Below are 23,130 nucleotides of genomic sequence, written 5' to 3' on the forward strand. Positions count from 1 at the left end.
GCGGCGATTGTGCCAGGCGGGTCAGGAGATGTACTGCAGGATCACGTTGTGCACGTGGTGGCTCTTCTGCGCGCCCCGGAACTCGACCTCGTATGTGTGCGTGCCGACGTGCACCGCGATGGACCCGGTGGAGAAGAACGAACCACCCCAGGACTTGTTGCTCACCACGCTCACGCTGGTGATCTTCGAGTACGGGATGCTGGTGATCGCGTACCGCTTGCCGACGAAGGAGCGGTCCTGGACGATCACGCGCCGGTCGGTCAGGCCGATGAAGCCGGTGCCGGTGCCGATCGCGTCGTAGACGGCGATGATCTGCTCGCCGGGCAGCAACCCGCTCTGGATCTGCTGGAACTGTTCCTTGCGGTCGTACGTGGGGCCAGACATGCACCCGAGGGTAGGCGGGGCGTGCCAGCGGCTCAGGACTCGGTGACCGCGCGGACCGCGTCCTCGATGCGCGCGGCCAGCAGCACCTCGCCCTCGGTGAGCGGCTCGCCGTCGTCGTGCCCGAGCCGGATCTGGGTACGGTCGGCCCGGCGGCTGATCTCGGGGCGCAGCCGCAGCGCGTCGGCCACCACCGCCACCCGCTCGGTGAGCGCGGCGTGCTGGGTGTCGTCGAGGACGATGGTGCGGCGGATCTGTTCGCCCTCGCGCGTCCATCCGGACAGCAGGGCGAGCGCGTCGCTGAGGTAGTCGTGCTTCGCCCGGCCGCTGAACAGCACGCGCATCACCGCACCTCCCAGGCGTCGTTGCCGGCTTGTGGCCAAATCGTCGCCATCCCGTGTCCCAGTCGACGCCCTCTAGTCTCTCGCCACTCAGATGGTGTGTCCACGCCCACACTTCCGTGTTCTGCTGACCTGACGGTCGACGCAGCTACCCAAACCGCCGATTGATCTGGCACGCTGGTGGCCCGTGCGGACCGAACGGGTAAGCGGAAGCGGGCAGGCCGACCGGCGGGAGCCGAAGGTGGTCGTCGGGGCGGCGATCATCGAGGGCGGCCGGGTGCTGGCGTGCGAGCGCTCCGCGCCCCCCGAGGTGGCGGGGCGCTGGGAGTTCCCGGGCGGGAAGGTCGAGCCCGGCGAGGCCGAGACCGACGCGCTGGCCCGGGAGTGTGCCGAGGAACTGGGCGTACGGGTGGCGGTCGGCGCGCGTGTCGGCCGCGACGTACGGATGGCACACGGCCGGTCCGTGCTGCGCGTCTACGCCGCCCGCCTGCTGCACGGCGACGAGCCCAAGGCGCTGGAGCACGCCGAGCTGCGCTGGCTGACCGCCGCCGAGCTGGACAGCGTCGACTGGCTGCCGGCCGACGTGCCGATCGTGGCCGCGCTGCGCCCGCTGCTCGACACCGCCTGAACGATCGCGGCCCGAGCCGGGCCGTCCGGTGAACCGGACAGCCGGGCAGAAACGGGACGAGGGCCCGCGGCGTGTGCCGCTGGCCCCCGTCGTCGTCGCGCTGCTGTTCAGTGCTTCGGCTCGTCCTGCTGCGGGTGAGCGAAGTTGAGGTGCTCGGGCGGCAGCGGGAACGTCACGTCGTCACCGAACGGCGACGGCGCGGCGGCCTTGTTGAACGTCAGTTCGGTCAGCGGCAGCTTGCCGTTGGCGTCCACCGCCGGGGCGGTCGGGTGCGGCACCTCGCGGTGCCAGTTGACGCCCTGCTGCGCCTGACGCTCGGCGGCGCTGTCGTGCGAGCCGCCCGCGTGCGAGTGCACCCCGCCTGCGTGCGAACCGCCGCCGTGCGCGTGCGCCCCGCCCTGCGCCCCTCCGGACGTGACGGCACCGCTGGAATGCCCGCTGGTCGCGCTGGTCTGAGGCACCTGACCCCTCCGGAAGATCTTGTTACCGAGCCACACAAGGGGATCGTACCTGCGGTCGACGACCCGTTCCTTCATGGGGATGATCCCGTTGTCGGTGATCTTGATGTGCTCGGGGCAGACCTCGGTGCAGCACTTGGTGATGTTGCAGAACCCGAGACCCATGTCCGACTGCGCGTACTCCCGGCGGTCGGTGCGCGCGTCGAGCGGATGCATGTCCAGCTCGGCCGCCCGGATGAAGAACCGGGGACCGGAGAACGCCGGCTTGTTCTCGTCGTGGTCACGGATCACGTGGCAGACGTTCTGGCACAGGAAGCACTCGATGCACTTGCGGAACTCCTGCGAGCGCTCGACGTCGACCTGCTGCATCCGGTAGTCACCCGGGGCCACGTCGGCCGGCGGCGCGAACGCCGGGGTCTCCCGGGCCTTCTCGTAGTTGAACGAGACGTCGGTGACCAGGTCCCGGATCACCGGGAAGGTGCGCAGCGGGGTGACGGTGACGGTCTCGGACTCCTCGAACGTCGACATCCGGGTCATGCAGCCCAGCCGCGGCTTGCCGTTGATCTCCATGGAGCAGGAGCCGCACTTGCCGGCCTTGCAGTTCCACCGGCACGCCAGGTCGGGGGCCTCGGTGGCCTGGAGCCGGTGGATCACGTCGAGGACCACCTCGCCCTCGTTCACCTCGACCGTGTAGTCCTTCAGGTCCCCGCCGGTCTCGTCGCCCCGCCAGATGCGGAACTGGCGCTTACTTCCCATCAGTTGTTCGCCTCCTCGTTGAGGGCGTCGAACTCGGCGAGTTCCTCGTCGGTCAGGTACTTGGCCAGCTCGGCCCGGTCGAACAGCCCGATCAGCTCCGGCCGCATCTTCGGCAGCGGCTTCTCGGTGAGCCGGACCGCGTCCCCGTCCAGCGAGCAGACCAGGTTGACCCGGCGCCACTTCGGGTCCATCGCCGGGTAGTCCTCCCGGGTGTGCCCGCCGCGCGACTCCTGCCGCTCCAGCGCCGCCATCGCGGTGCACTCCGAGACCACGAGCATGTTGCGCAGGTCCAGCGCCAGGTGCCAGCCCGGGTTGTAGCGCCGGCCGCCGGCCGCGCTGACCTTCGCCACCCGCTCCCGCAGCTCGGCCAGCCTGCGCATGGCGTCGGCGAGCTCGCTCTCCCGGCGGATGATGCCGACCAGGTCGCCCATCACCGCCTGCAGGTCCTGCTGGAGCTGGTAAGGGCTCTCGCCGGTGTCCCGCTGCAGGGGCGCCAGCGCCGTCTCCACGGCGGCCTCGACCGCCGCCACCGACACCGCCGGGCGGGTGGTGAGCTGATCGGTGTACGTGGCCGCGTGCCCGCCCGCGCGCTTGCCGAAGACCAGCAGGTCGGACAGGGAGTTGCCGCCGAGCCGGTTGGAGCCGTGCATGCCGCCGGACACCTCACCGGCGGCGTAGAGCCCGCGCACGGTGCCGTACGCCGCGCCGGAGTCCGGGTCGACCTCGACGCCGCCCATCACGTAGTGACAGGTCGGGCCGACCTCCATCGGCTCCTTGGTGATGTCGACGTCGGCCAGTTCCTTGAACTGGTGGTACATCGACGGGAGGCGGCGGCGGATCTCGTCGGCCGACTTACGGGAGGCGATGTCCAGGTAGACGCCGCCGGCCGGCGTACCCCGGCCCTCCTTGACCTCGCTGTTGATCGCACGGGCGACCTCGTCGCGGGGCAGCAGCTCCGGCGGACGCCTGTTGTTGTCCGGGTCGGTGTACCAGCGGTCCGCCTCCTCCTCGGTCTCCGCGTACTGCTTGCGGAACACGTCCGGGACGTAGTCGAACATGAACCGCTTGCCCTCGGAGTTCTTCAGCACGCCGCCGTCGCCGCGTACCGACTCGGTGACCAGGATGCCCTTCACCGAGGGCGGCCAGACCATGCCGGTCGGGTGGAACTGGAGGAACTCCATGTTGATCAGCGTGGCCCCGGCGCGCAGCGCCAGCGCGTGTCCGTCGCCGGTGTACTCCCACGAGTTCGAGGTGACCTTGTAGGACCGTCCGACGCCGCCGGTCGCGAGCACCACCGCGGGCGCCTCGAACAGGACGAACTCGCCGGACTCGCGGTAGTAGCCGAACGCACCGGCGATCCGGTCGCCGTCGAGCAGCAGCTCGGTGATCGTGGTCTCGGAGAAGACCCGGATCCGCGCGTCGTAGCTGCCGAACTCCTGCTTGTCCTCCTGCTGGAGCGAGACGATCTTCTGCTGGAGGGTACGGATCAGCTCCAGGCCGGTCCGGTCGCCGACGTGCGCCAGACGCGGGTACTCGTGGCCGCCGAAGTTGCGCTGCGAGATCTTCCCGTCCTTGGTGCGGTCGAACAGCGCGCCGTACGTCTCCAGCTCCCAGATCCGCTGCGGCGCCTCCTTGGCGTGCAGTTCGGCCATCCGGAAGTTGTTGAGGAACTTGCCACCGCGCATGGTGTCCCGGAAGTGCACCTGCCAGTTGTCGCGCGAGTTCACGTTGCCCATCGCGGCGGCGGCGCCGCCCTCGGCCATCACCGTGTGCGCCTTGCCGAACAGCGACTTCGAGATGATCGCGGTCTTCTTGCCGGCCAGCCGGGCCTCGATCGCCGCGCGCAGGCCGGCGCCACCGGCCCCGATCACGACGACGTCGTAGTGGTGTCGTTCGATTCGCGTCTCAGTCATGTCCAGGCTCTCAGTTGATGAACCGCAGGTCGTTGATCCAGCCGGCGGCGACCGCCATCACGTAGAAGTCGGTGAGTGCCAGGGTGCCGAGGGTGATCCAGGCGAGCTGCATGTGCCGGACGTTCAACCAGGACACCCCGGTCCACGCCTTGTAGCGCATCGGGTGCTTGGAGAAGTGCTTGAGCCGCCCGCCGATGATGTGCCGGCAGGAGTGGCAGGAGATCGTGTACGCCCACAGCATCACCACGTTGGCGATCAGGATGATGTTGCCCAGGCCGAAGCCGAAGCCCTCGGGGGAGTGGAAGGCCAGGACCGCGTCCCAGGTGTTGATCAGCGAGATGATCGCGGCGGCGTAGAAGAAGTAGCGGTGCAGGTTCTGCCCGAGCAGCGGGAACCGCGTCTCGCCGCTGTACGACTGGTGCCCGTCCGGTACCGCGCAGGCCGGCGGCGACAGCCAGAACGACCGGTAGTACGCCTTGCGGTAGTAGTAGCAGGTCAGCCGGAACAGCAGCAGGAACGGCAGGGTGAGCGCCGCGTCCGGGATGATCCACCAGCCGGGCAGGAACTGGCCGAAGTGCGAGGAGCCCTCGACGCAGCGGTCGGTGACGCAGGGGGAGTAGAACGGCGTCAGGTAGTGGTACTGCTCCACCCAGTACCACTTGTGCATGAAGACCCGGACCGTCGCGTAGATGACCCACGCGCTGAGGCCCACCACTGTGATCAGCGGGGCGATCCACCATCTGTCGGTCCGCAACGTCTTCGCCGCGATGGCGGCGCGTGCCCGCCCTCCCCGCGGCTGCGGTCTCGGCGTCCTGGCCGACGTAGTTGTCATTCGAGTCATCTCCCTGACGTCACTGTCACGTCCTGCGCACGCGCGAGGCCACACCGGCGAACCGGTGCGGCTAAGTGACACACGTTACGCCGATCTTCACGGCCCGGCCGCGCAACGCAGTGTCCCGTGTGTCCCGCAGCTTGGAAAGAGTCAGTTCATGATCAATGTGGCGGGTCGGCCGAACGGTGCGCCGACCGGTGCCGTGACGCGCCCGGCGGCGCGCCGGATCACCCGGACGCGCCAGGCGGCGCGCCGGGTCACCCGGACGCGCCGCCGGTGAAGTGCCAGGAGGCCAGCCGCAGCGCCGGGGTCTCGTACCAGGAGCCGTCGACGCGAGCGGGCTGGCGAACCGCCGTCCGGCCCAGGCCGAGCACCCGGCCCGGCCCCATCGCCAGGGGGTACGACTCGGTGAACCGGAAGTCGCGTACCGCCCGGGTCGGCACGCCGTCCTCGACCAGCCACACGCCGTTGCGGGTCAGCCCGGTGACCACCAGCTGCTTCGGGTCCAGCACCCGGGTGTACCAGAAGTCGCTCACCAGCAGCCCGCGCCGCATCCCGGACACCAGCGCGGCGGTGTCCGGGTCGCCCACCGCCCCGGTCACGCCCGCGCTCACCGCCGCGGCGGCCGACTCCGCGCCCGGGTCCGCGCCGGCCGCCAGCAGGCGGACGTTGTGCGGGATCGGCCCGAACGTCGCGCTCCCCGGCATACCGTGGCCGGTGGACCCGGTGCCCGCCTCGGCGCCGCCGCGCCTGTCGTACGCCACCGCCCCTGTGGTGCCGCTCTGCACCAGCGGCAACGCCCGCCGGGGCGTGCCCTCCAGGTCGAACGGCAGCGTGCCGGCGTGCAGCGGGTCGTCCACCAGCGTCACCGCCGGGTCGAACTGGGCGGTGCCCGGTTCGGCGAAGGACTGCCGTTCGGCGTACCGCTTGCCGTTGAAGCCGTACCAGGCCAGGTTCTGCAACAGGTCGGCGACGGCCGCCGGTTCGAGCACCACCTCGTAGTGCCCGGGCGGCAGCTCGACCGGGTCGGCAGCGGCGCGCGCCTTCGCCGCCGCACGGGCGCCGAGCGCCGCGCCGTCGAGATCGGCCAGCCGGTCGGCGCAGAGCCGGGCCACCCCGTCGGCGCCGCCGGCGCGGGCGATGCCGTCCATCGCCGCCTCGGCCGCACGGCCCACAGCCGTGTGCCCGGCCGAGTTGGCGAACGCCCCCGACCGGTACGCGGTGCGGCAGTAGCCGGCCGCCTCCAGCCCGTCGACCGCGTCCACGAACGCGCGTACCCGCTCGGCCCGTTCGTCGGGCGAGGCGAACGCGGTGGCCTCGTCGACGGCCGGGCCGGACGGCACCGAGGTCGGGGCGGTGAGCCCCGGCCAGGCCGGGTCGGGCGGCGCGAGGCGGGCCGCGGCTCGGGTCCGCTCGACCAGGGCGGCCAGCCCGTCGGCGTCGACCCGGCTGCCGCTGCCGGTCGCGGTCCGCCCGTCCACGTGCAACCGCAGGTGTACGGCGACGCCGGTCTCGGACACGTTCTGGTGGATGAACGAGTTGGCGAACCGGGTCAGCGCCAGGTCGGTGCGGGTCACCAGCACCTCGGCCTCGGCGCCCGGACCGGCCGTGTGCCGGACCAGGTCCACCACCCCGGAAGCGATCTCCAACTCGGCGCTCACGCTGCGCTCGCTCATGCCGGCACTCCGCTTCGCTCCGTGCCGTCATGAGGCACCGTCGCCCTGAGCCTGCTGATTCGCTCGCTGCGCTCGCTCATGCCCGTACCCCCACGCGGACGCCGCGGAACCGGGCCGGCGCGGCCGGGTGACCGGTGTGCCCGACCTGGCCGGGCTGCCCCTTCCCGCAGTTCGGCGTGCCCCAGGCGACCGTCTCCGAGGAGAGCATGTCCATCGAGCGCCAGAAGACCGGCCCGATGCCGGTGTAGGTCGGGTTGCGCAGCATCCGCCCCCGGCGGCCCTTCTTCACCTCCCAGCCGACCTCGCAGCCGAACTGGAAGTTGAGCCGCTTGTCGTCGATCGACCAGGACCGGTTGATGTCCATCAGCACCCCGTCGTCGGTGGCCGCGATGATCTCGTCGAGCGTGTGCGGGCCGGGTTCCAGGCCCACGTTCGTCATCCGCACCATCGGCAACCGGGCCCAGCCGTCTGCCCGTACGCTGCCGCCGTAGTCGAGGCCGGCGACGGCGGCCGAGTCACGGCCGGCGAGCACCCCGACCCACCGCCCCTCGCGGACCGCGTCCCGGGCGACCGCCGGGGAGCCCTCGTCGTCGAAGCCGAAGCTGCCCAGCGCGCCCGGGATGGTCGGGTCGATCGTCACGTTCATCAGCTCGGAGCCGTACCGCAGCGAGCCGAGGCGGGCCAGGTCGAGCCAGGACGTGCCGGCGAACGCCGCCTCCCAGCCGAGGATGCGGTCCAGCTCGATGGCATGCCCGACGGACTCGTGGATCTGCAACGCGAGCTGCTCGCCGCCGAGGATCAGATCGGTCTCGCCGGACGGGCAGAGCGGCGCGGTGAGCAGCTCGCGGGACTCCTCGGCGATCCGGGCGGCGTGCGCGGCCAGGTCGAGCGAGGTGACCAGCTCCCAGCCGGTGGTGCCGTACTGCCCGCGGTAGCTCGGGTAGGACCGCCGCTGGGTCTCGCCGGCACCGATCGAGGTGGCCGAGATGCCGCCACCGCACTCCCGGATGCGCTGGTCGATCCGGTGGCCCTCGCTGGAGACGAACCACTTCGAGGTGTCCCAGATCTGGTAGAGCCCTTCGGCCAGGTCGGCGCCGTGCTCGCGCATCGTCGCCGTGGCGCGGACCAGCAGGTCGCCCTTGTCCGACAGCGGCACCCCGAGCGGGTCGACGCCGCAGTCCGAGGCCCAGCTCGCCACCGTCGCCTCGACCGGCACCAGGTCGATCGGCGGGCCGGGCACCCGCGCGCTCGCGGTGGCGATCGCCGCGGCGCGCCGGCCGGCGTCGCGGGCCGCGGCGTCGGACAGATCGGGTACGGCGTGGAAGCCCCACCCCGATCCGACGAGTGCGCGTACGCCCAGCCCGATGCTCTCGTCCTGGCTCAGCTCCTCGATGTCGCCGTTGCGGGCCGACATCGACTCGTAGCGGCGGTGCATGACCCGGGCGTCGGCGTACCGGGCACCCGCGTCGAGAGCGGCCTGGACGGCTGCGGTCGCCGCGTCGAACTCGCTCATGCCGGCACTCCGTTGCCCTGCTGACGCTCGCTCATGCGCCGACCCTAGGCGAGCGCACCGACATCCGTCAGGCGAGCAGATCCTCAGGCCGGATCGTCGCGTGGACCGGATCCGTCAGCTCCAGTACCTCGCCGGCCTTCGTGACGGACCGCTCGACGTAGTGCGCTCCTTGCCGCTGGTAAAGGTGCATCGTCAGGGTTTCCTGGTCGACAAGGAGATACCACTCGATGCCGGCGGCAGCGTAGTAGTGCATCTTGAGCACTTTGTCCGTGGCGGCGTTGCTCGGGGAGATGATCTCGCAGACCAGCCGGACGCTGCTCGCCTCGATAACGGGAACCCGGAGATCAACGTCGTCGACAATGGCGAGGTCGGGGATCGGTATCCGGCCCGGCCTGAGTCGGACGTTCACCGCTTCCAGTACGCGAAGCCCGGCTTGGCGCACTGGTGCCCGGAGTGCGGCCCGCAGCTCACCGGAGATGTTCTGGTGCAGCGGGGTGGGACCTGGAGTCACGTAGAGGCTCCCGTCGAAGAATTCGACGCGTTCCTGCGTCTCGCCGAGGGCGAGGTACTCCTCTTCGGTCCACGGGCCGTCGTGGCCGAACACCGCCGCGGTCATGGTCACCTCCACCTCGTGCTGGTGAGAATCCTTCCCTGATCGCCACGACCATCGTCGCACGACGGGTGCGACGACGAGGCGGCGACGCCCAATCGCGGCTGTGGATGTCCCAGGTGAGGGGCGTGCGGACGGGAGACCGAGTCGTTACGCTCGGACCGCTGACAGACCGCTCGATGTAGCTTATTTTCGCCTCTGGGGATTTCCTGTAGGTTCTCTTCATCACCGAAGGGGAGGCGGTCAATGGGCAGGTCGGAGGCGGTGCCGTCCGGGGAGCCGGACCGCCCGGAGGTGCCGGAGCAGCGCTCCGGCGACGGGCCCTATCTCCAGGTCAGGGATCTGCGGGTGCGGTTCGACACCGAGGACGGTGTGGTGCGGGCCGTGGACGGTGTGTCGTTCGCGGTGGAGCGGGGTCGCACGTTGGGGATCGTGGGGGAGTCCGGTTCCGGTAAGAGCGTCACCTCGCTGGCGATCCTCGGTCTGCACAACGCGAAGCGGACGGCCATTTCGGGGGAGATCTCGGTGGGTGGGCGTCAGCTGGTGGGGTTGGGTGAGGAGGAGGTGCGGCGGCTGCGGGGCCGGGACATGGCGATGGTCTTTCAGGATCCGTTGTCGGCGTTGCATCCGTACTACTCGGTGGGCAGGCAGATCGCTGAGGCGTATCGGGTGCATCATCCGAGGGCCGGCAGACGCGAGGCGCGGACGCGGGCGGTGGACATGTTGGGCCGGGTCGGTATCCCGCAGCCCGCGAAGCGGTTCGATCAGTACCCGCACGAGTTCTCGGGTGGGATGCGGCAGCGGGCGATGATCGCGATGGCGTTGGTCAACGATCCGGATCTGCTGATCGCTGACGAGCCGACGACGGCGTTGGATGTGACGGTGCAGGCGCAGATCCTGGACCTCCTTGCGGATCTGCAGGAGGAGTTCCGGTCGGCGATCGTGTTGATCACCCACGATCTGGGTGTGGTCAGCCAGGTGGCTGATGACGTGTTGGTGATGTATGCGGGTCGGGCGGTGGAGCACGGGAGTGTGGAGCGGGTGTTGCGGGCGCCGCAGCATCCGTACACGTGGGGGTTGTTGTCGAGTGTGCCGTCGTTGCACGGTGACGCCGATGCGGACCTGTTGCCGATCCCGGGTAACCCGCCGTCGTTGATCAATCTGCCGTCGGGGTGTGCGTTTCATCCGCGGTGCCGGTGGGCCGACGTGAACGGCGGCCGGTCCCGTACCGAGGTGCCCGAGCTGCGGGAGGCCGGAGCGCCGGGTCACCTGGTCGCCTGCCATCTGTCGGCGGGGGATCGGGAGCGGATCTACCGCGACGAGGTGGCCCAGGTGGGGGTGGCCCGATGAGTACCGAGACCGAGCCGCTGCTGTCGGTGCGCGGCCTGACGAAGCACTTCCCCGTGCGGCAAGGGCTGCGCACCACTGGTGCGGTGCGGGCGGTGGACGGGCTGGACTTCGACGTGCGTCCCGGCGAGACGCTCGGGTTGGTGGGGGAGTCGGGGTGTGGGAAGACCACGACCGGGCGGATGCTGGTCCGGCTACTCGAACCCACCGCCGGCAGCATCGCGTTCGCGGGGCGGGACATCACCCACGCGAAACGGGGTGAGCTGCGGGGGCTGCGGCAGGACCTGCAGATCATCTTCCAGGACCCGTACGCGTCGCTGAATCCCCGCCACACGGTCGGGCGGATCGTGGCGATGCCGTTGCAGGTCAACCGGATCACCCCATCCGGCGGCGTCAAACACCGGGTGCAGGAGCTGCTGGAACTGGTCGGGTTGAATCCGGAGCACTACAACAGGTATCCGCACGAGTTCTCCGGCGGGCAGCGCCAGCGCATCGGCATCGCCCGCGCCCTGGCGTTGAAGCCGAAACTGATCGTGGCCGACGAACCCGTCTCGGCGCTGGACGTGTCCATCCAGGCGCAGGTCATCAACCTGCTGCGCAGCCTGCAACACGACCTCGACCTGGCGTTCGTGTTCATCGCCCACGACCTGGCCGTGGTGCGGCACTTCTGCCACCGCGTCGCCGTCATGTACCTCGGCAAGATCGTCGAGATCGGCGACCGCGACACCATCTACACCCGCCCCCAGCACCCCTACACCCGGGCACTGCTGTCCGCGATCCCCGACGTCACCACCCTCGGGCCCGCCGGACGGATCCGCCTCACCGGCGACGTGCCGACGCCACTCAACCCGCCGTCGGGCTGCCGCTTCCGCACCCGCTGCTGGAAGGCCACCGACCGGTGCGCCACCGAAGAGCCGGCGCTGACCACGCGGGACGACGGCCGGCAGCTCGCCGCCTGCCACTACCCGGAGAGCGGACCGGTCGGCGTGCCGACCGGCGAACCCGTGGAGGTGTCCCAATGAGCCTGTCGCCGGTCGAGGGCGTCGCGCTCGCCGAGATCGAGTCGCCCGGCGAGGGCGGCGAGAGCGGCAAGAAGGAGTTCGTCGGCCGGTCACCCGGCCAGCTCGCCCTCGCGCGGCTCAAGCGGGACCGCACCGCGCTGATCAGCGGCGGCCTGCTGGCGTTCTTCGTGCTCGTCGCGCTCGCCGTGCCGCTCATCGAGGCGCTGTACGGGGTGGGCCCGAAGGAGCAGTTCCAGAGTCGCCTCGACGGCTACGGCATGCCGTTGGGCTACGCCGGGGGCGTGACCGGTGAGCACTGGTTCGGGCTGGAACCCGGTCTCGGCCGGGACATCTTCATCCGGATGGTGCACGGGCTGCGGACGTCGCTGTTCATCGCGTTCGCCGCGGCCGTGCTGACCGCGGTGATCGGCGTGACGCTGGGAACGCTCGCCGGCTACCTGGGCGGCTGGCTGGACACGGTGATCAACTGGATCACCGACCTGACCCTGGCCATGCCGTTCCTGATCATCGCGCTGGCCCTGATGCCGACCGTCGCGCTGCGCTTCTACGGACAGCGCGAGGCCGTGCCGGCGTACTTCCAGATCGGTGTGCTCATCGCGATCTTCGCCCTCTTCGGCTGGACCGGTACGGCCCGGCTGGTCCGCGGGCAGATCATCGCGCTGCGGGAACGCGAGTTCGTGGAGGCGGCGCGGGCCAGCGGCGCGGGTCTCGGGCACATGCTGTTCCGCCAATTGCTGCCGAACGCCTGGGCGCCGATCCTGGTCGCCTTCTCGCTGGCGGTGCCGCAGTACATCACCAGCGAGGCCGCGCTGTCGTTCATCGGCGTCGGCCTCACCGACGAGACGCCGAGCTTCGGCCGCATGATCTACCGCAGCCTCGACTACCTGCAGACCGACCCGGCGTACGTCTTCTTCCCGGGCATCACCATCTTCGCGCTCGTGTTCGCCTTCAACCTCTTCGGTGACGCGCTGCGCGACGCGCTCGACCCGAAGTCGTCCCGGTAGGAGGCCGGTCCATGACGCGATTCCTCATCCGCCGGCTGCTGTCCGCCGCGCTCACGTTGTTCGCGGTGAGCGTGCTCAGCTTCCTGATGTTCTTCGCGCTGCCCCGGGACCCGGTCACCGGCATGTGCCCGAAGAACTGCAACCCGGAGCGACTGGAGCGGGTCCGCCAGGAACTGGGCCTGCGTGATCCGCTGATCAGCCAGTACGCCGGCTACATGAAGGGCATCTTCACCGGCCGGGACCTGGGCAGCGCCCAGGGCGGCCGGTGCGACGCCCCCTGCCTCGGCTGGTCGTACGTGTCGAACGAGGCGGTCTCGGACACCATCGCCCGGGTGCTGCCGGTGACGCTGAGCATCGTCATCCCGGCGGCGATCCTGTGGCTGCTGCTCGGCGTCGGCCTGGGCATGCTCTCGGCGCTGCGCCGGGGCAGCTGGCTGGACCGGGCGGCCATCGGCTTCTCGCTCACCGGCGCCTCGTTGCAGCTCTACTTCGTCGGCGCGGTGCTGCTCATCGTCTTCGTCTACAACCTGCGCCTGCTGCCGGTGCCGAGCTACACCTCGTTGTTCGACAATCCGTTGAAGTGGACGAGCGGGCTGGTGCTGGCCTGGGTGGCGCTGGCGTTCCTCTTCTCCGCGATCTACGCGCGACTGTCCCGGGCGCAGATGCTGGAGACGCTCTCGGAGGACTTCGTCCGGACCGCGCGGGCGAAGGGCCTGGCCAAACGCAAGGTGTACGGCCGGCACGCGCTGCGCGCCGCGATCACACCGGTGGTGACGATCGCCGGTCTGGACGTGGGCGGGGCGCTGGGCGGCACGGTGATCACCGAGACGACATTCGGTCTGAACGGGATGGGGCGTACCGCTGTGGACGCGGTCCGCTCGGGCGACCTGCCGACGATCATGGCGACAGTGCTGATCGCGGCGGTCTTCGTGGTGCTGGCGAACGTGGTGGTGGACCTGCTCTACGCGGTGATCGACCCGCGGGTACGGCTCGGCTGAACCGCGACGAAATTTATCGACAACTGTTATCCAACTCGTAGCTTTTCTTCTTTACGATCCTCGGGACGTCGGCGGATGCGCTCGGCGCACGGGTGGAGGAGGTAGGACATGCGACCACGCGCAGCGGCCGCCGCTGGCGGCGCCATCGCACTGGTTGTGGCACTCGGTGCCTGCTCGGAGAACACGGGCGAAGGCACCAAGGTGGACGGCAACCGGCAGCAGACCGGGGTCATCGCGACCGACCCCAAGGACTCGCAGGGCCCGGCCGCCGAGATCGACGGCGCGGCCAAGGGCGGGACGTTCACCATCATCCGGGAGACCCCCATCTCCCACCTGGACCCGCAGCGGACGTACTCGTTCGCCGGCCTGATGGCCAACCCGCTCTTCGCCCGCTACCTGACCACCTGGAAGGACGACGGCAAGGGTGGCCTGGTCCTCGTGGGTGACCTGGCCGAGACCCCGGGCAAGAACGTCAACAACGACTGCAAGGTCTGGGAATTCACCATCAAGGACGGGGTGAAGTTCGAGGACGGCAGCCCGATCACCTCGAAGGAGATCGCGTACGGCATCGCCCGCTCCTTCGACCCGGACCTCACCGGCGGCCCCACCTACATCCAGGAGTGGCTTGCCGACACCGCGCAGTACGACACCAAGTGGGACTTCAAGAAGAACAAGACGTCGCTGCCGCCGGGCCTGACCACGCCGGACGACAAGACGCTGCGCTTCGAGTTCGCCAAGCCGCGCTGCGACCTGCCGTTCGCGGTCTCGCTGCCCACCACGGCGCCGCTCAAGCCGGAGAAGGACACCGGGGTCAACCTCGATCAGAAGCCGTTCTCGTCCGGCCCGTACAAGATCGCCAAGAACCAGGTCGGCGTCCAGCTCACGCTCGACCGCAACCCGAACTGGGACGCCAAGACCGACCCGGTGCGGCACCAGTACCCGGACCAGTTCGTCTGGACCTTCGGCCCGACCCAGGACGCCGCAAACAACCGGGTGATCGCGGACAACGGCGCCGACCAGAGCGCGCTCGCCTTCAACTCCGTTCCGCCCGCCCTCGTCGCGAAGGTGGCCGGTGACCCGGCGCTGAAGTCCCGGACCCTGCTGTCGCCGACCCCGAGCGCCAACCAGCTCGTGATCAACACCCAGCGCGTCAAGGACCTGAAGATCCGCCAGGCGCTCAACTACGCGATCGACCGCGAGGGCCTGATCAAGGCACTCGGTGGCCAGACCGTCGCCCAGCCGATCACCACGCTGATGCCGCCGTCGACAATCGGCTACAAGGCGTACGACGCGTACCCGGCCGGCGCCACCGGCAACATGGAGAAGGCCAAGGAACTGCTCGGCGGCCAGACGCCCGAGCTGGTCTTCGGCGCCGCCGACAACACCGACGAACAGCAGATCGCGGTTCAGCTCAAGGGCAACCTGGAGCGCGCCGGCTTCAAGATCACGATCCGGAACATCCCGGACGACGCGAAGCTGGACGAGGTCAAGAAGAAGAACAACCCCTGGGACCTGTACATCGGCAACTGGGCGGCGGACTGGCCCAGCGGCGCGTCGATCCTGCCGGTGCTCTACGACGGCCGGACCATCAAGGCCGAGGGCAACAGCAACTCGTCCTACTTCAACGACGACGCGATCAACGCCGAGATGGACCGCATCCTGGCGCTGCCGCCGTCCGAGCAGGGCCCGGAGTGGGGCAAGCTCGACGAGCGGATCATGAAGGAGCACGCGCCTGTGGTGCCGCTCTACGTGGACGTGGCATACAACGTGCACGGGTCCAAGGCGGGCGGGGTGTTCATCTCCTCCGTGTTCGGCTACCCGAACTTCGTCAACGCGTACGTCAAGCAGTAGCCCGTAGCTGAAGGAAGGGCCCCTTGTTGACGCCTCGCGTTAACAAGGGGCCCTTCCTCTACCGCAGGCGTTAAAAGGGGGCCCTTCCTTACAGGTAGCGGCGGAGGAAGTCCAGCTCCAGCCGGAGCAGGCGCTCGGACACCCCGCCGGCGGCCAGGTGGCTCGCGCCGGTCAGCGGCAGCACCGCGTGCGGGCGGCCCGTCGCCAGCAGCGCCGCCGACAGCCGCAGCGTGTGCGCGGCCAGCACGTTGTCGTCGGCCAGGCCGTGCACCAGCAGCATCGGCCGGGCCTGCGCCGGGTCGCCCAGCGGCTCGGCGGCCAGCTCGACCAGCGAGTGGTGGGCGTACACGTCCATCCCGTCTTCCGGCATGCCCAGGTAGCGCTCGCTGTACGCGGTGTCGTACAACGCCCAGTCGGTGACCGGCGCGCCCACGATCGCGCACTTGAACAACTCCGGGTGCCGCAGCACCGCGAGCCCGGCCAGCCAGCCGCCGAACGACCAGCCGCGCACCGCCACCCGTTCCAGGTCCAGATCCGGGTGCTTGTCGGCGAGCGCGGTGAGCGCGTCCACCTGGTCGGTGAGGATCACGTCGGCGACCCGCCTGTGGATCGCCTTCTCGAACGACGGCGCGATGCCCGGCGTACCCCGGTTGTCGATGGTGACCACCGCGAAGCCCTGCTCGGCCCACCACTGCCGTTCCAGCCAGACACTGCGGGCCGCCACCACCTCCTGGTGGCCGGGCCCGCCGTAGACGTCCAGCAGCACCGGCAGCCGGGTGCCCTTGACGTGCTCGGCCGGGTAGAGCACCGCGCTGGGCAGCCGCCTGTCGGTCACCCGGACCATCGTCGGCCGCGGCGCGTACGAGCAGGTGGCGGCGAACGAGCGCAACTCGCCCACCTCGCGGTCGCCGTGCCACACCCGCCAGCGGACCCCCGGGTGCTCCAGCGAGGCGATGCCCACCGCCAGCGTGGACCCGCCGATCGAGGCGGTGTGCCAGCCGGGGTCGCTGCCCATCCGGCGGGCGTCCACGCCGCCGCCGATGGTGGTCCGTACCCGGTAGAGGTGGCGCTGGCTCGGTTCTCCTTCGCTCGCCTCCACCAGCAGGTCCGCCGCCGCGTTCGGGCCGTTCGGCAGCCGTCCGACCACCCGCCGCACGTACAGCGAGGGTGGGGTGAGCAGGGTGCCGTCGGCGAACAGGCAGCGGGCGTCGTACCCGTCGTGGGCCAGCTCGCCGCCGACCAGCACCCGCCCGTCGGGCAGGTGCGCCGGGGTGCCGGGGATCGGCTCCACCCAGCGGGGGTCGGCCAGTTCGGCGTGCACCTGCGTCTCCCCGGTGCGCGGGTCGACGGCGAGCACCAGGCCGTGCTGCTGCGAGCGGCGCAGCACGGTGATGAGCGGCCCGCCCTCGGTCCAGTCCACCGAACTGAGGTACGGATAGGTCTCGCGGTCCCAGTGCACGTCGACCCAGCCGCCGTCGAGGTCGAGCAGGTGCAGGCTGACCTCCGCGTTCGGCCCACCCGCCACCGGGTACGCGAGCGACGTCGGCGGGGTCGCCGGGTCGGCCGGGTCGTGCAGGTACCAGCGTTCCAGGCGGGATTCGTCGACCCGGGCGGCCAGCACGCTGCGCCCGTCCGGCGCCCACCAGTAGCCCCGGTAGCGGTGGAACTCCTCGGCCGCGATGTGCTCGGCCAGCCCCCAGGTGACGCCGTGGTCCTCCCCGGCGAGCAGGTTGTCCGTGCCGTCCGGCTCGACCACCCGCAACTGGCCCCGGCGCACCCCCTCGGCGGCGTCGGTGACGTACGCCAGCCGCTCGCCGGCCGGGTCGGGGCGCGGGTCGATCACCGGCCCGATCGCCGCCACCTCGATCACGTCGCCGTGCACCAGGTCGGCCCGGAACAGCCGCCCGGCCAGCGCGAACGCGGCGACCCGGCCGGCCGAGTCCAGCGCGTACGAGCCGATGCCGCCGGAGCTGAGCCGCAACCGCTCGCGTAGCGCCCGTTCGCCGGGGGCGAGGCGGGCCGGCTCGGCGTCGGTGCCCAGCAGCACCGCCGGGTCCGCTACCAGTCGTTCCTCGCCGCTGTCGACGTCGAGCAGCCAGAGCGCGTCGGCCGGGTCCTCCGGTCCCGCGGAACGCAGGAAGATCACCCGGGCGCCGTCGCCCGCGACGGTGACGGCGCGCGGCGCCCCGTGGCTGAACCGACGGGTACGGGCGGCCAGCTCGGGAAAGTCCACGCCTGCAGCGTAGGCGGGCGCCGGAGGTGATGTGGCCGACCTGGGCGGACGCATCACCGTCGGGCGGGCAGGACCGCCGGTTAGAGTGACGGGCGTGACGACGCTGCCCGACCGACGCCTCCTGCTGGTCCACGCGCATCCGGACGACGAGTCGATCGGGACCGGCGCGACGATGGCGCACTACGCCGCCACCGGCGCCCACGTCACGCTCGTGACCTGCACGCTCGGTGAGGAGGGCGAGATCCACGTCCCGGCGCTGGCGCAGCTCTGCGCGGCCGAGGCGGATCAGCTCGGCGGCTACCGGATCGGCGAGCTGGCGGCCGCCTGCGCCGCGCTCGGCGTGACCGACCACCGGTTCCTCGGCGGCGCGGGCCGCTACCGCGACTCCGGCATGATGGGCCTGGCCACGAACGAGCACCCGCGGGCGTTCTGGCAGGCCGACCTGGACACCGCCGCCGGGTACCTGGTGGAGGTCATCCGCGAGGTCCGCCCCCAGGTGCTGGTCACGTACGACCCGGACGGCTTCTACGGCCATCCCGACCACATCCAGGCGCACCGGGTGGCGATGCGGGCGGTGGAGCTGGCCGCGGCCGAGGGGATCGCCCCGGCGAAGGTCTACTGGACGGCGATGCCGCGCAGCGTGCTCGACGCGGGCCTGGAGACGTTCACCGAGTCGTCGGACAATCCGTTCGCCGGCATCGAGAGCGCCGACGAGCTGCCGTTCGGCACGCCTGACGCGGAGATCGCCGCCCGGATCGACGGCACCGACCAGCACGCCGCCAAGGAGGCGGCGATGCGCGCCCACGCCACCCAGATCCCGGCGAACTCGTGGCTCTACTCGATCGCCGGCAACTTCGGTGGCGAGTTCATGGGCGTCGAGTACTTCACGCTCGCGGTCGGCGAGAAGGGGCCGGGCACCGGCCCGTACGGCTGGGAGGACGACCTCTTCGCCGGCATCGCCCTGGACGACCCGCGGCGGTCCCCGGTCGCGGCGGCCGGTCTCCGGTGACGCTGCCGGCCGTACCCGTGTCGACACTCCCCGAGCAGCCGCCGACGGCCGCGACGCCGAGCCCGGCGGAGCGGGTGCTCGACCGCGCGCTGCGGGTGGCCGGCGGCGTCGTGACGGTCTGGGCCGGCGTCCTGCTGGCGCTGCTCGACCTGATCTTCGCGACCTGGGCCTGGGAGACCGTGCAGGGCCGCTCCGGCGGGCTGCGGGCGCTTCTCGGTATCGGCCTGGTGACCGCCGGCGTCGTCGCCGTGGTGGCGACGACGGTGCTGCTGGGCCGGTTCGCCCACCTGTCGACGGGTACGCGCTGGGCGGTGGCGCTCGGCGCGCTGCCGTGGTTCCTGGTGATCGTGGTGGGGGGGTTCCGGACCGTCGAGGGCGATCTGGCGCTCGCCGGTGACAACGTGCTCGGCCTCGCGCTGATCGTGGCCGGCGCGGTCACGTTCGCGGTGCTGGGCTTCCGGCACCTGGTGACGCCGCCCGATGCACGGTGAGGTGCTGACGCCGCACAGCTCGCGGTGGTAGACATTCCAGCCAAGAGGCCCGCCGAGGGAGCGGGCGGTACGGGCGGGAGGCGTGCGATGGGTCAGCGGTGGCGTGCGGTAGGCGTGCTGGCGGCCGCGTTGTTCGGGGTGAACGTGGTGGCCCGGCTGGTCATCAGATTCGCGTTCCCGGACGACGACACCGCGTCCGGCCGCGTCTCGCTCGCCATGTTCCTGGTCATCGGGCTGATTTTGGCCGGCACCGCGTTCCGGTGGGGTGCCGACCGGCCGCTGGGCCGCTGGGCCGGTGACCTGGCCGCCGCGGTCGCGGTCGCGCTGGCGCTCACCGTGTTCGTCGGTCCGCTGCTGGTCGGGGAGAACCCGTTCGGCGGCGGCGCGGGCCTGTTCTTCGCGCAGATCTGGCTCTATCTCGCGGCCACCGCGGCGGGCGTGCTGGTCGGCTACCTGATCCTGACCGCGCTGGGCCGGGACTACCGGTCCCGCCAGCTCAAGCGGTACGCCGAGATGAAGCGCACCCGCCCTCGCAAGATCGTCCGGCGCTGATCGGAGCGCCGCTCAGGCCGCCGGGGCGACCCGGGTCAGGTAGGTGTGGTGGGTGGTGAAGCCGAGCCCCCGGTAGAGCGCCACGGCGCCGGTGTTGCTCTGCTCGACCTGGAGGAACGCGTGGGTGGCGCCCTCGGCGGCGCCCCACCCGGCCAGGGCGCGTACGACAGCGGCGGCAAGCCCTCGGCGGCGCGCCTGCGGCACCGTCTCCAGCAGGCTGACGCCGAGCCAGCGGCCCCCGCCGGTCACCGTGCCCCGCCCGACCGCGAGCAGCCGGCCGTCCTCGCGCAGCTCGGCGAAGCGGACCCGGGGCGTGCCGGTGAGCACCTGCCGGGCGGCGTCCGGCAGCCCGCCCTTGCGGCCGGCGGCGATCGCCAGCCAGTCGTCGGCGGGCGCGTCCGCCAGCGTCACCGGCGGCACCCCGGCGGCGTCGGCCGGCGGCGGTGCAGCGGTCAGGGTGCGCAGCGGGACGGTCTGCACCAGCACCGGCGGCCGGGACGTCCAGCCGCGCGCGTCCAGCTCCGCCCCGACCGGGGCGGCGAGCGGCAGCGGGGTGTTCACCAGGGCGGGCCCGCCGCGCTCGGCGTACCAGCGCTGCACCGCGTCCAGCGCGGCGGGCAGCGGCCGGTCCGGGTCGCCCACCGGCAGCGCGCTGTTGGCCCGGCCGGTCCAGCCGTCGGCCCAGCGCAGCCGCCAGTCGCCGAGCCGTCCGCGTACCGGCGCGGGCCACGCCTCGTCGGCGGCCAGCTCCAGCGCCACCACGGCGGCGGCGGTGGGCCGCCGGGCCGGCGGCACCCGCTTGGCCCGGTGCACCTCGGCCACCGGTACGCGCAGCGGCCCGGCGTCGGTGGACAGAGTGATGTGGGTCTCGCTCAGCTCCACGAGCTCACCGAGCGCGTCGGAGAACAGCGTGCGGCCCTCGCGAATCCCCACAATCCGGCGGACCACGATCCGGTGTCCCACGTCCTGCTGTCGGAGCACGATCGACCCCCTCCCCGGCGAGATACTAGGCTCTTACCGTTGCGGTTGATCGCGACGAGTCTTGCGGAGGAGAAGACCGGTGACCTACATCATCGCCGAGCCGTGCGTGGATGTGCTCGACAAGGCATGCATCGAGGAGTGCCCGGTCGACTGCATCTACGAGGGCAACCGGATGCTCTACATCCACCCCGACGAGTGCGTCGACTGTGGTGCCTGTGAGCCGGTCTGCCCGGTGGAAGCGATCTTCTACGAGGACGACGTCCCGGAGCAGTGGAAGGACTACACCGGGGCCAACTACGAGTTCTTCGAGGACCTGGGCTCGCCCGGTGGCGCCTCGAAGATCGGCAAGGTGGAGAAGGACGCCACCTTCGTCGCCGCGCAGCCGCCGCGCGGCGAGGGCCACTGAACCGGCGCTCGCCGGTCTCGGCACGGCTGCCCGACTTCACCTGGGACACCCTGGACGCCGCGGCCGCCACGGCCGCGGCGCACCCGGGCGGTCTCATCAACCTGTCGATGGGCACGCCGGTCGACCCGGTGCCAGAGCTGATCCGGCAGGCCCTGGCCGACGCGTCGAACGCGCCGGGCTACCCGCTGACCGCCGGTACGCCCGCTCTGCGGGACGCGATCGCGGCGTGGGTCGCGCGGGCCTGCGGCGCGGGCGTCGACGGCCTGGGTGTGCTGCCGACGATCGGCTCCAAGGAGCTGGTGGCCTGGCTGCCCACGCTGCTCGGACTCGGCCCCGGTGACGTGGTGGTGGTGCCGTCGGTGGCCTACCCGACCTACGAGGACGGGGCCCGCCTGGCCGGCGCGACGACGGTACGCACCGACTCGCTGACCGCGCTGGGCCCGGATCCCCGGGTCCGCCTGGTCTGGGTCAACTCGCCCGGTAACCCGACCGGCCGGGTGCTGCCCGCCGCCCACCTGCGCAAGGTGGTCGAGTGGGCGCGCGAGCGCGGCGCGGTGGTCGCCAGCGACGAGTGCTACCTGCCGCTGGGCTGGGACGCCGAGCCCGTCTCGGTGCTCTCGCCCGAGGTTTGCGGCGGCTCGTACGACGGCGTGCTGGCGGTGCACTCGCTGTCCAAGCGCTCCAACCTGGCCGGCTACCGGGCCGGGTTCGTCGCCGGTGACCCGGCGCTGGTGGCCGAGCTGCTCAAGATCCGCAAGCACGCGGGTCTGATCGTGCCGGCGCCGGTGCAGGCCGCGATGGTGGCCGCGCTCGGCGACCAGGAGCACGCCGACGCCCAGCGGGAGCGCTACCGCGTCCGGCGGGAGAAGCTGCGCGCGGCGTTCACCGCCGCCGGCTTCACCGTCGAGCACTCCGAGGCCGGGCTCTACCTCTGGCTCACCCGGGACGAGGACTGCTGGGAGACCGTGGACTGGCTGGCCCGCCGGGGCATCCTGGTGGCCGCCGGTGTCTTCTACGGTCCGGCCGGCGCCCGGCACGTCCGGGTGGCCCTCACCGAGTCCGACGAGCACGTGGACGCGGTGGCCGGGCGGCTCGCCGAGGCCTGACGTGGCGGGCGGGCTGGCGCGGGCGGCGGTGGTCGGCACCGGGCTGATCGGCGGTTCGGTGCTGCTGCGGCTGCACTCCGCCGGGCTCGACGTCGCCGGTTGGGATCCCGATCCGGCGGCCCGCCGGCTGGTACGCGACCGGGGCGTCGACGCGCCCGACACGCTCGAGGAGGCGGTCACCGGCCGGGACGTGGTGTTCCTCTGCGGCCCGCTGCCCACGCTGCCGGCGACACTGGCCCGGGTCGCCGCGGTGACCGACGACGACTGCGTGCTCACCGACGTGGGCAGCGTCAAGGCCGAGGTGAGCACCGCCGCCATAGTGCAAGGGCTCGGGCACCGGTTCGTGCCGGGGCACCCGATGGCCGGCGCGGACCGGGCCGGAGCGGGCGCGGCCGGCCCGGACCTGCTCGACGGCGCCGCCTGGGTGCTCTGCCCGGGGCCGGCCGGCCTGGGCGCGTTCCGGCGGCTGGCGGTGCTGCTGGTGGACGCCTTCCACGCCCGGGTGGTGCCGATGTCCGCCCCGGAACACGACGGCGCCGCCGCGCTCGCCTCGCACGTACCGCACGTGCTGGCGGGAGCGCTGGCCGGCACCGTGCAGCGGTCGGCGTTGCGGGACGCGGTGCTGACGCTCGCCGCCGGCAGCTTCTCCGACGGCACCCGGGTCGCCGGCGGGCCGCCCGAACGGACCGCGAACATGCTGCTCGGCAACCGGGACCGCGTCCTCGCCGAACTGGACGCGCTCGGCGCGTTCCTGAGCGAGCTGACCGAGGCGCTGCGCGGTGGCGACGCCGGTGCGCTGGCGGACCGGTTCGCCGAGGGGCGGGACGTCCGCGCGACGCTGCGGGCGCGTACGTTCACCACGCACCGGCGGGAGTTCCCGGCCGCCGCCGACCACGCCGGCGAGCTGGCGTACCTGCGGGAGCTGGGCGCGGCGGGCGGTCACCTGAGCGGGGTACGGGAGACGGCCGGCGCGGTCACCTACATGGGGCACCTGCCGGCCACCCCGCCGTTAGGCTGAGCGG

The 23,130-nt window shown here is 71.6% G+C and carries 22 protein-coding genes; 12 read left to right on the forward strand and 10 right to left on the reverse strand.

Annotation, left to right across the window (positions count from 1 at the left end; translation table 11 throughout):
* Nucleotides 1-21: 21 nt before the first annotated feature.
* Both AC2CHG_RS04445 and AC2CHG_RS04450 read right to left on the reverse strand, forming a co-directional pair.
* On the reverse strand, nt 22-384 hold the full coding sequence (locus AC2CHG_RS04445; protein ID WP_135241958.1) for a PH domain-containing protein: 363 nt from the start codon (nt 382-384) through the stop codon (nt 22-24).
* A 32-nt stretch (nt 385-416) separates the two neighbouring features.
* Complete coding sequence (locus AC2CHG_RS04450) at nt 417-725, reverse strand: 4a-hydroxytetrahydrobiopterin dehydratase (protein ID WP_135241957.1); 309 nt, start codon at nt 723-725, stop codon at nt 417-419.
* A gap of 184 nt (nt 726-909) precedes the next feature.
* Here AC2CHG_RS04450 and AC2CHG_RS04455 point away from each other — a divergent pair, with 184 nt between their 5' ends.
* Entirely contained in the window at nt 910-1,350 is a 441-nt protein-coding gene (locus tag AC2CHG_RS04455) for a (deoxy)nucleoside triphosphate pyrophosphohydrolase (protein ID WP_262015868.1), read from the forward strand.
* A gap of 107 nt (nt 1,351-1,457) precedes the next feature.
* On the opposite strand, the gene AC2CHG_RS04460 is transcribed toward AC2CHG_RS04455, so the two are convergent.
* From AC2CHG_RS04460 to AC2CHG_RS04485, 6 genes are all read right to left on the reverse strand, one after another.
* Nucleotides 1,458-2,564, reverse strand: coding sequence for a succinate dehydrogenase/fumarate reductase iron-sulfur subunit (locus AC2CHG_RS04460; RefSeq protein ID WP_484524195.1), 1,107 nt, complete (start codon nt 2,562-2,564; stop codon nt 1,458-1,460).
* Nucleotides 2,564-4,477, reverse strand: a complete 1,914-nt coding sequence (locus tag AC2CHG_RS04465; protein WP_484524196.1) for a fumarate reductase/succinate dehydrogenase flavoprotein subunit — start codon at nt 4,475-4,477, stop codon at nt 2,564-2,566. Before AC2CHG_RS04465 ends, AC2CHG_RS04460 begins: the two co-directional genes overlap by 1 nt.
* 10 nt (nt 4,478-4,487) lie before the next feature.
* Nucleotides 4,488-5,309: a hypothetical protein gene (locus AC2CHG_RS04470; protein ID WP_366621817.1), complete on the reverse strand. Its 822-nt coding sequence runs from the start codon at nt 5,307-5,309 to the stop codon at nt 4,488-4,490.
* A 257-nt stretch (nt 5,310-5,566) separates the two neighbouring features.
* The gene (locus tag AC2CHG_RS04475; RefSeq protein WP_484524197.1) at nt 5,567-6,985 is read right to left on the reverse strand and encodes a TldD/PmbA family protein; all 1,419 of its coding nucleotides are present in this window, start codon (nt 6,983-6,985) and stop codon (nt 5,567-5,569) included.
* A 76-nt stretch (nt 6,986-7,061) separates the two neighbouring features.
* Nucleotides 7,062-8,498, reverse strand: a complete 1,437-nt coding sequence (locus tag AC2CHG_RS04480) for a TldD/PmbA family protein (RefSeq protein WP_262015872.1) — start codon at nt 8,496-8,498, stop codon at nt 7,062-7,064.
* Between the two features lie 67 nt (nt 8,499-8,565).
* The gene (locus tag AC2CHG_RS04485) at nt 8,566-9,114 is read right to left on the reverse strand and encodes a Uma2 family endonuclease (protein ID WP_262015873.1); all 549 of its coding nucleotides are present in this window, start codon (nt 9,112-9,114) and stop codon (nt 8,566-8,568) included.
* Between the two features lie 240 nt (nt 9,115-9,354).
* On the opposite strand from AC2CHG_RS04485, the gene AC2CHG_RS04490 reads away from it, so the two are divergent.
* The 5 genes from AC2CHG_RS04490 (at nt 9,355) to AC2CHG_RS04510 (ending at nt 15,330) form a co-directional block, all read left to right on the forward strand.
* A complete protein-coding gene (locus tag AC2CHG_RS04490; protein ID WP_484524198.1) occupies nt 9,355-10,458 on the forward strand; it encodes an ABC transporter ATP-binding protein in 1,104 nt (367 codons plus the stop codon).
* Nucleotides 10,455-11,477 carry an ABC transporter ATP-binding protein gene (locus tag AC2CHG_RS04495; protein ID WP_262013997.1) on the forward strand — a complete coding sequence of 341 codons (1,023 nt, stop codon included), beginning with the start codon at nt 10,455-10,457 and terminating at the stop codon, nt 11,475-11,477. Before AC2CHG_RS04490 ends, AC2CHG_RS04495 begins: the two co-directional genes overlap by 4 nt.
* Nucleotides 11,474-12,481, forward strand: a complete 1,008-nt coding sequence (locus AC2CHG_RS04500; protein WP_262013996.1) for an ABC transporter permease — start codon at nt 11,474-11,476, stop codon at nt 12,479-12,481. The genes AC2CHG_RS04495 and AC2CHG_RS04500 overlap by 4 nt, the downstream gene beginning before the upstream one ends.
* 11 nt (nt 12,482-12,492) lie before the next feature.
* Nucleotides 12,493-13,479 (forward strand): ABC transporter permease, encoded by a 987-nt coding sequence (locus AC2CHG_RS04505; protein WP_013288442.1) that lies wholly within the window; start codon nt 12,493-12,495, stop codon nt 13,477-13,479.
* 108 nt (nt 13,480-13,587) lie between these two features.
* The gene (locus AC2CHG_RS04510; protein ID WP_262013995.1) at nt 13,588-15,330 is read left to right on the forward strand and encodes an ABC transporter substrate-binding protein; all 1,743 of its coding nucleotides are present in this window, start codon (nt 13,588-13,590) and stop codon (nt 15,328-15,330) included.
* 88 nt (nt 15,331-15,418) lie between these two features.
* Here the strand turns inward: AC2CHG_RS04510 and AC2CHG_RS04515 are convergent, their stop codons facing one another.
* The gene (locus tag AC2CHG_RS04515) at nt 15,419-17,563 is read right to left on the reverse strand and encodes a S9 family peptidase (protein WP_262013994.1); all 2,145 of its coding nucleotides are present in this window, start codon (nt 17,561-17,563) and stop codon (nt 15,419-15,421) included.
* 85 nt (nt 17,564-17,648) lie between these two features.
* Between AC2CHG_RS04515 and mshB the strand changes: the two genes are divergently transcribed.
* The 3 genes from mshB (at nt 17,649) to AC2CHG_RS04530 (ending at nt 19,615) form a co-directional block, all read left to right on the forward strand.
* Entirely contained in the window at nt 17,649-18,572 is a 924-nt protein-coding gene (gene mshB / locus AC2CHG_RS04520) for an N-acetyl-1-D-myo-inositol-2-amino-2-deoxy-alpha-D-glucopyranoside deacetylase (RefSeq protein ID WP_366622281.1), read from the forward strand.
* A gap of 17 nt (nt 18,573-18,589) precedes the next feature.
* Complete coding sequence (locus AC2CHG_RS04525) at nt 18,590-19,063, forward strand: hypothetical protein (RefSeq protein WP_410054927.1); 474 nt, start codon at nt 18,590-18,592, stop codon at nt 19,061-19,063.
* 87 nt (nt 19,064-19,150) lie between these two features.
* The gene (locus tag AC2CHG_RS04530; RefSeq protein WP_262013992.1) at nt 19,151-19,615 is read left to right on the forward strand and encodes a hypothetical protein; all 465 of its coding nucleotides are present in this window, start codon (nt 19,151-19,153) and stop codon (nt 19,613-19,615) included.
* Nucleotides 19,616-19,627: 12 nt separating this feature from the next.
* On the opposite strand, the gene AC2CHG_RS04535 is transcribed toward AC2CHG_RS04530, so the two are convergent.
* Nucleotides 19,628-20,596, reverse strand: coding sequence for a GNAT family N-acetyltransferase (locus AC2CHG_RS04535; protein ID WP_366622283.1), 969 nt, complete (start codon nt 20,594-20,596; stop codon nt 19,628-19,630).
* Nucleotides 20,597-20,675: 79 nt separating this feature from the next.
* On the opposite strand from AC2CHG_RS04535, the gene fdxA reads away from it, so the two are divergent.
* From fdxA to AC2CHG_RS04550, 3 genes are read left to right on the forward strand one after another with little or no spacing between them, the layout of a single operon-like run.
* Nucleotides 20,676-21,002, forward strand: coding sequence for a ferredoxin (fdxA, locus tag AC2CHG_RS04540; RefSeq protein WP_007464872.1), 327 nt, complete (start codon nt 20,676-20,678; stop codon nt 21,000-21,002).
* Entirely contained in the window at nt 20,999-22,108 is a 1,110-nt protein-coding gene (gene dapC, locus AC2CHG_RS04545) for a succinyldiaminopimelate transaminase (protein WP_402807967.1), read from the forward strand. The genes fdxA and dapC overlap by 4 nt, the downstream gene beginning before the upstream one ends.
* A gap of 1 nt (nt 22,109) precedes the next feature.
* The gene (locus tag AC2CHG_RS04550; RefSeq protein ID WP_366622285.1) at nt 22,110-23,126 is read left to right on the forward strand and encodes a prephenate dehydrogenase; all 1,017 of its coding nucleotides are present in this window, start codon (nt 22,110-22,112) and stop codon (nt 23,124-23,126) included.
* The last annotated feature ends 4 nt before the right edge of the window (nt 23,127-23,130 follow it).

Source organism: Micromonospora sp. ATLC20, from assembly GCF_057196585.1.

Excerpts from the sequence above, each read along its gene's own strand:
- AC2CHG_RS04445 (WP_135241958.1), bottom strand. The coding sequence starts at position 384 with ATGTCTGGCCCCACGTACGACCGCAAGGAACAGTTCCAGCAGATCCAG.
- AC2CHG_RS04450 (WP_135241957.1), bottom strand. The coding sequence starts at position 725 with ATGCGCGTGCTGTTCAGCGGCCGGGCGAAGCACGACTACCTCAGCGAC.
- AC2CHG_RS04460 (WP_484524195.1), bottom strand. The coding sequence starts at position 2,564 with ATGGGAAGTAAGCGCCAGTTCCGCATCTGGCGGGGCGACGAGACCGGC.
- AC2CHG_RS04465 (WP_484524196.1), bottom strand. The coding sequence starts at position 4,477 with ATGACTGAGACGCGAATCGAACGACACCACTACGACGTCGTCGTGATC.
- AC2CHG_RS04470 (WP_366621817.1), bottom strand. The coding sequence starts at position 5,309 with ATGACAACTACGTCGGCCAGGACGCCGAGACCGCAGCCGCGGGGAGGG.
- AC2CHG_RS04475 (WP_484524197.1), bottom strand. The coding sequence starts at position 6,985 with ATGAGCGAGCGCAGCGTGAGCGCCGAGTTGGAGATCGCTTCCGGGGTG.
- AC2CHG_RS04480 (WP_262015872.1), bottom strand. The coding sequence starts at position 8,498 with ATGAGCGAGTTCGACGCGGCGACCGCAGCCGTCCAGGCCGCTCTCGAC.
- AC2CHG_RS04485 (WP_262015873.1), bottom strand. The coding sequence starts at position 9,114 with ATGACCGCGGCGGTGTTCGGCCACGACGGCCCGTGGACCGAAGAGGAG.
- AC2CHG_RS04490 (WP_484524198.1), top strand. The coding sequence starts at position 9,355 with ATGGGCAGGTCGGAGGCGGTGCCGTCCGGGGAGCCGGACCGCCCGGAG.
- AC2CHG_RS04495 (WP_262013997.1), top strand. The coding sequence starts at position 10,455 with ATGAGTACCGAGACCGAGCCGCTGCTGTCGGTGCGCGGCCTGACGAAG.
- AC2CHG_RS04500 (WP_262013996.1), top strand. The coding sequence starts at position 11,474 with ATGAGCCTGTCGCCGGTCGAGGGCGTCGCGCTCGCCGAGATCGAGTCG.
- AC2CHG_RS04505 (WP_013288442.1), top strand. The coding sequence starts at position 12,493 with ATGACGCGATTCCTCATCCGCCGGCTGCTGTCCGCCGCGCTCACGTTG.
- AC2CHG_RS04510 (WP_262013995.1), top strand. The coding sequence starts at position 13,588 with ATGCGACCACGCGCAGCGGCCGCCGCTGGCGGCGCCATCGCACTGGTT.
- AC2CHG_RS04530 (WP_262013992.1), top strand. The coding sequence starts at position 19,151 with ATGGGTCAGCGGTGGCGTGCGGTAGGCGTGCTGGCGGCCGCGTTGTTC.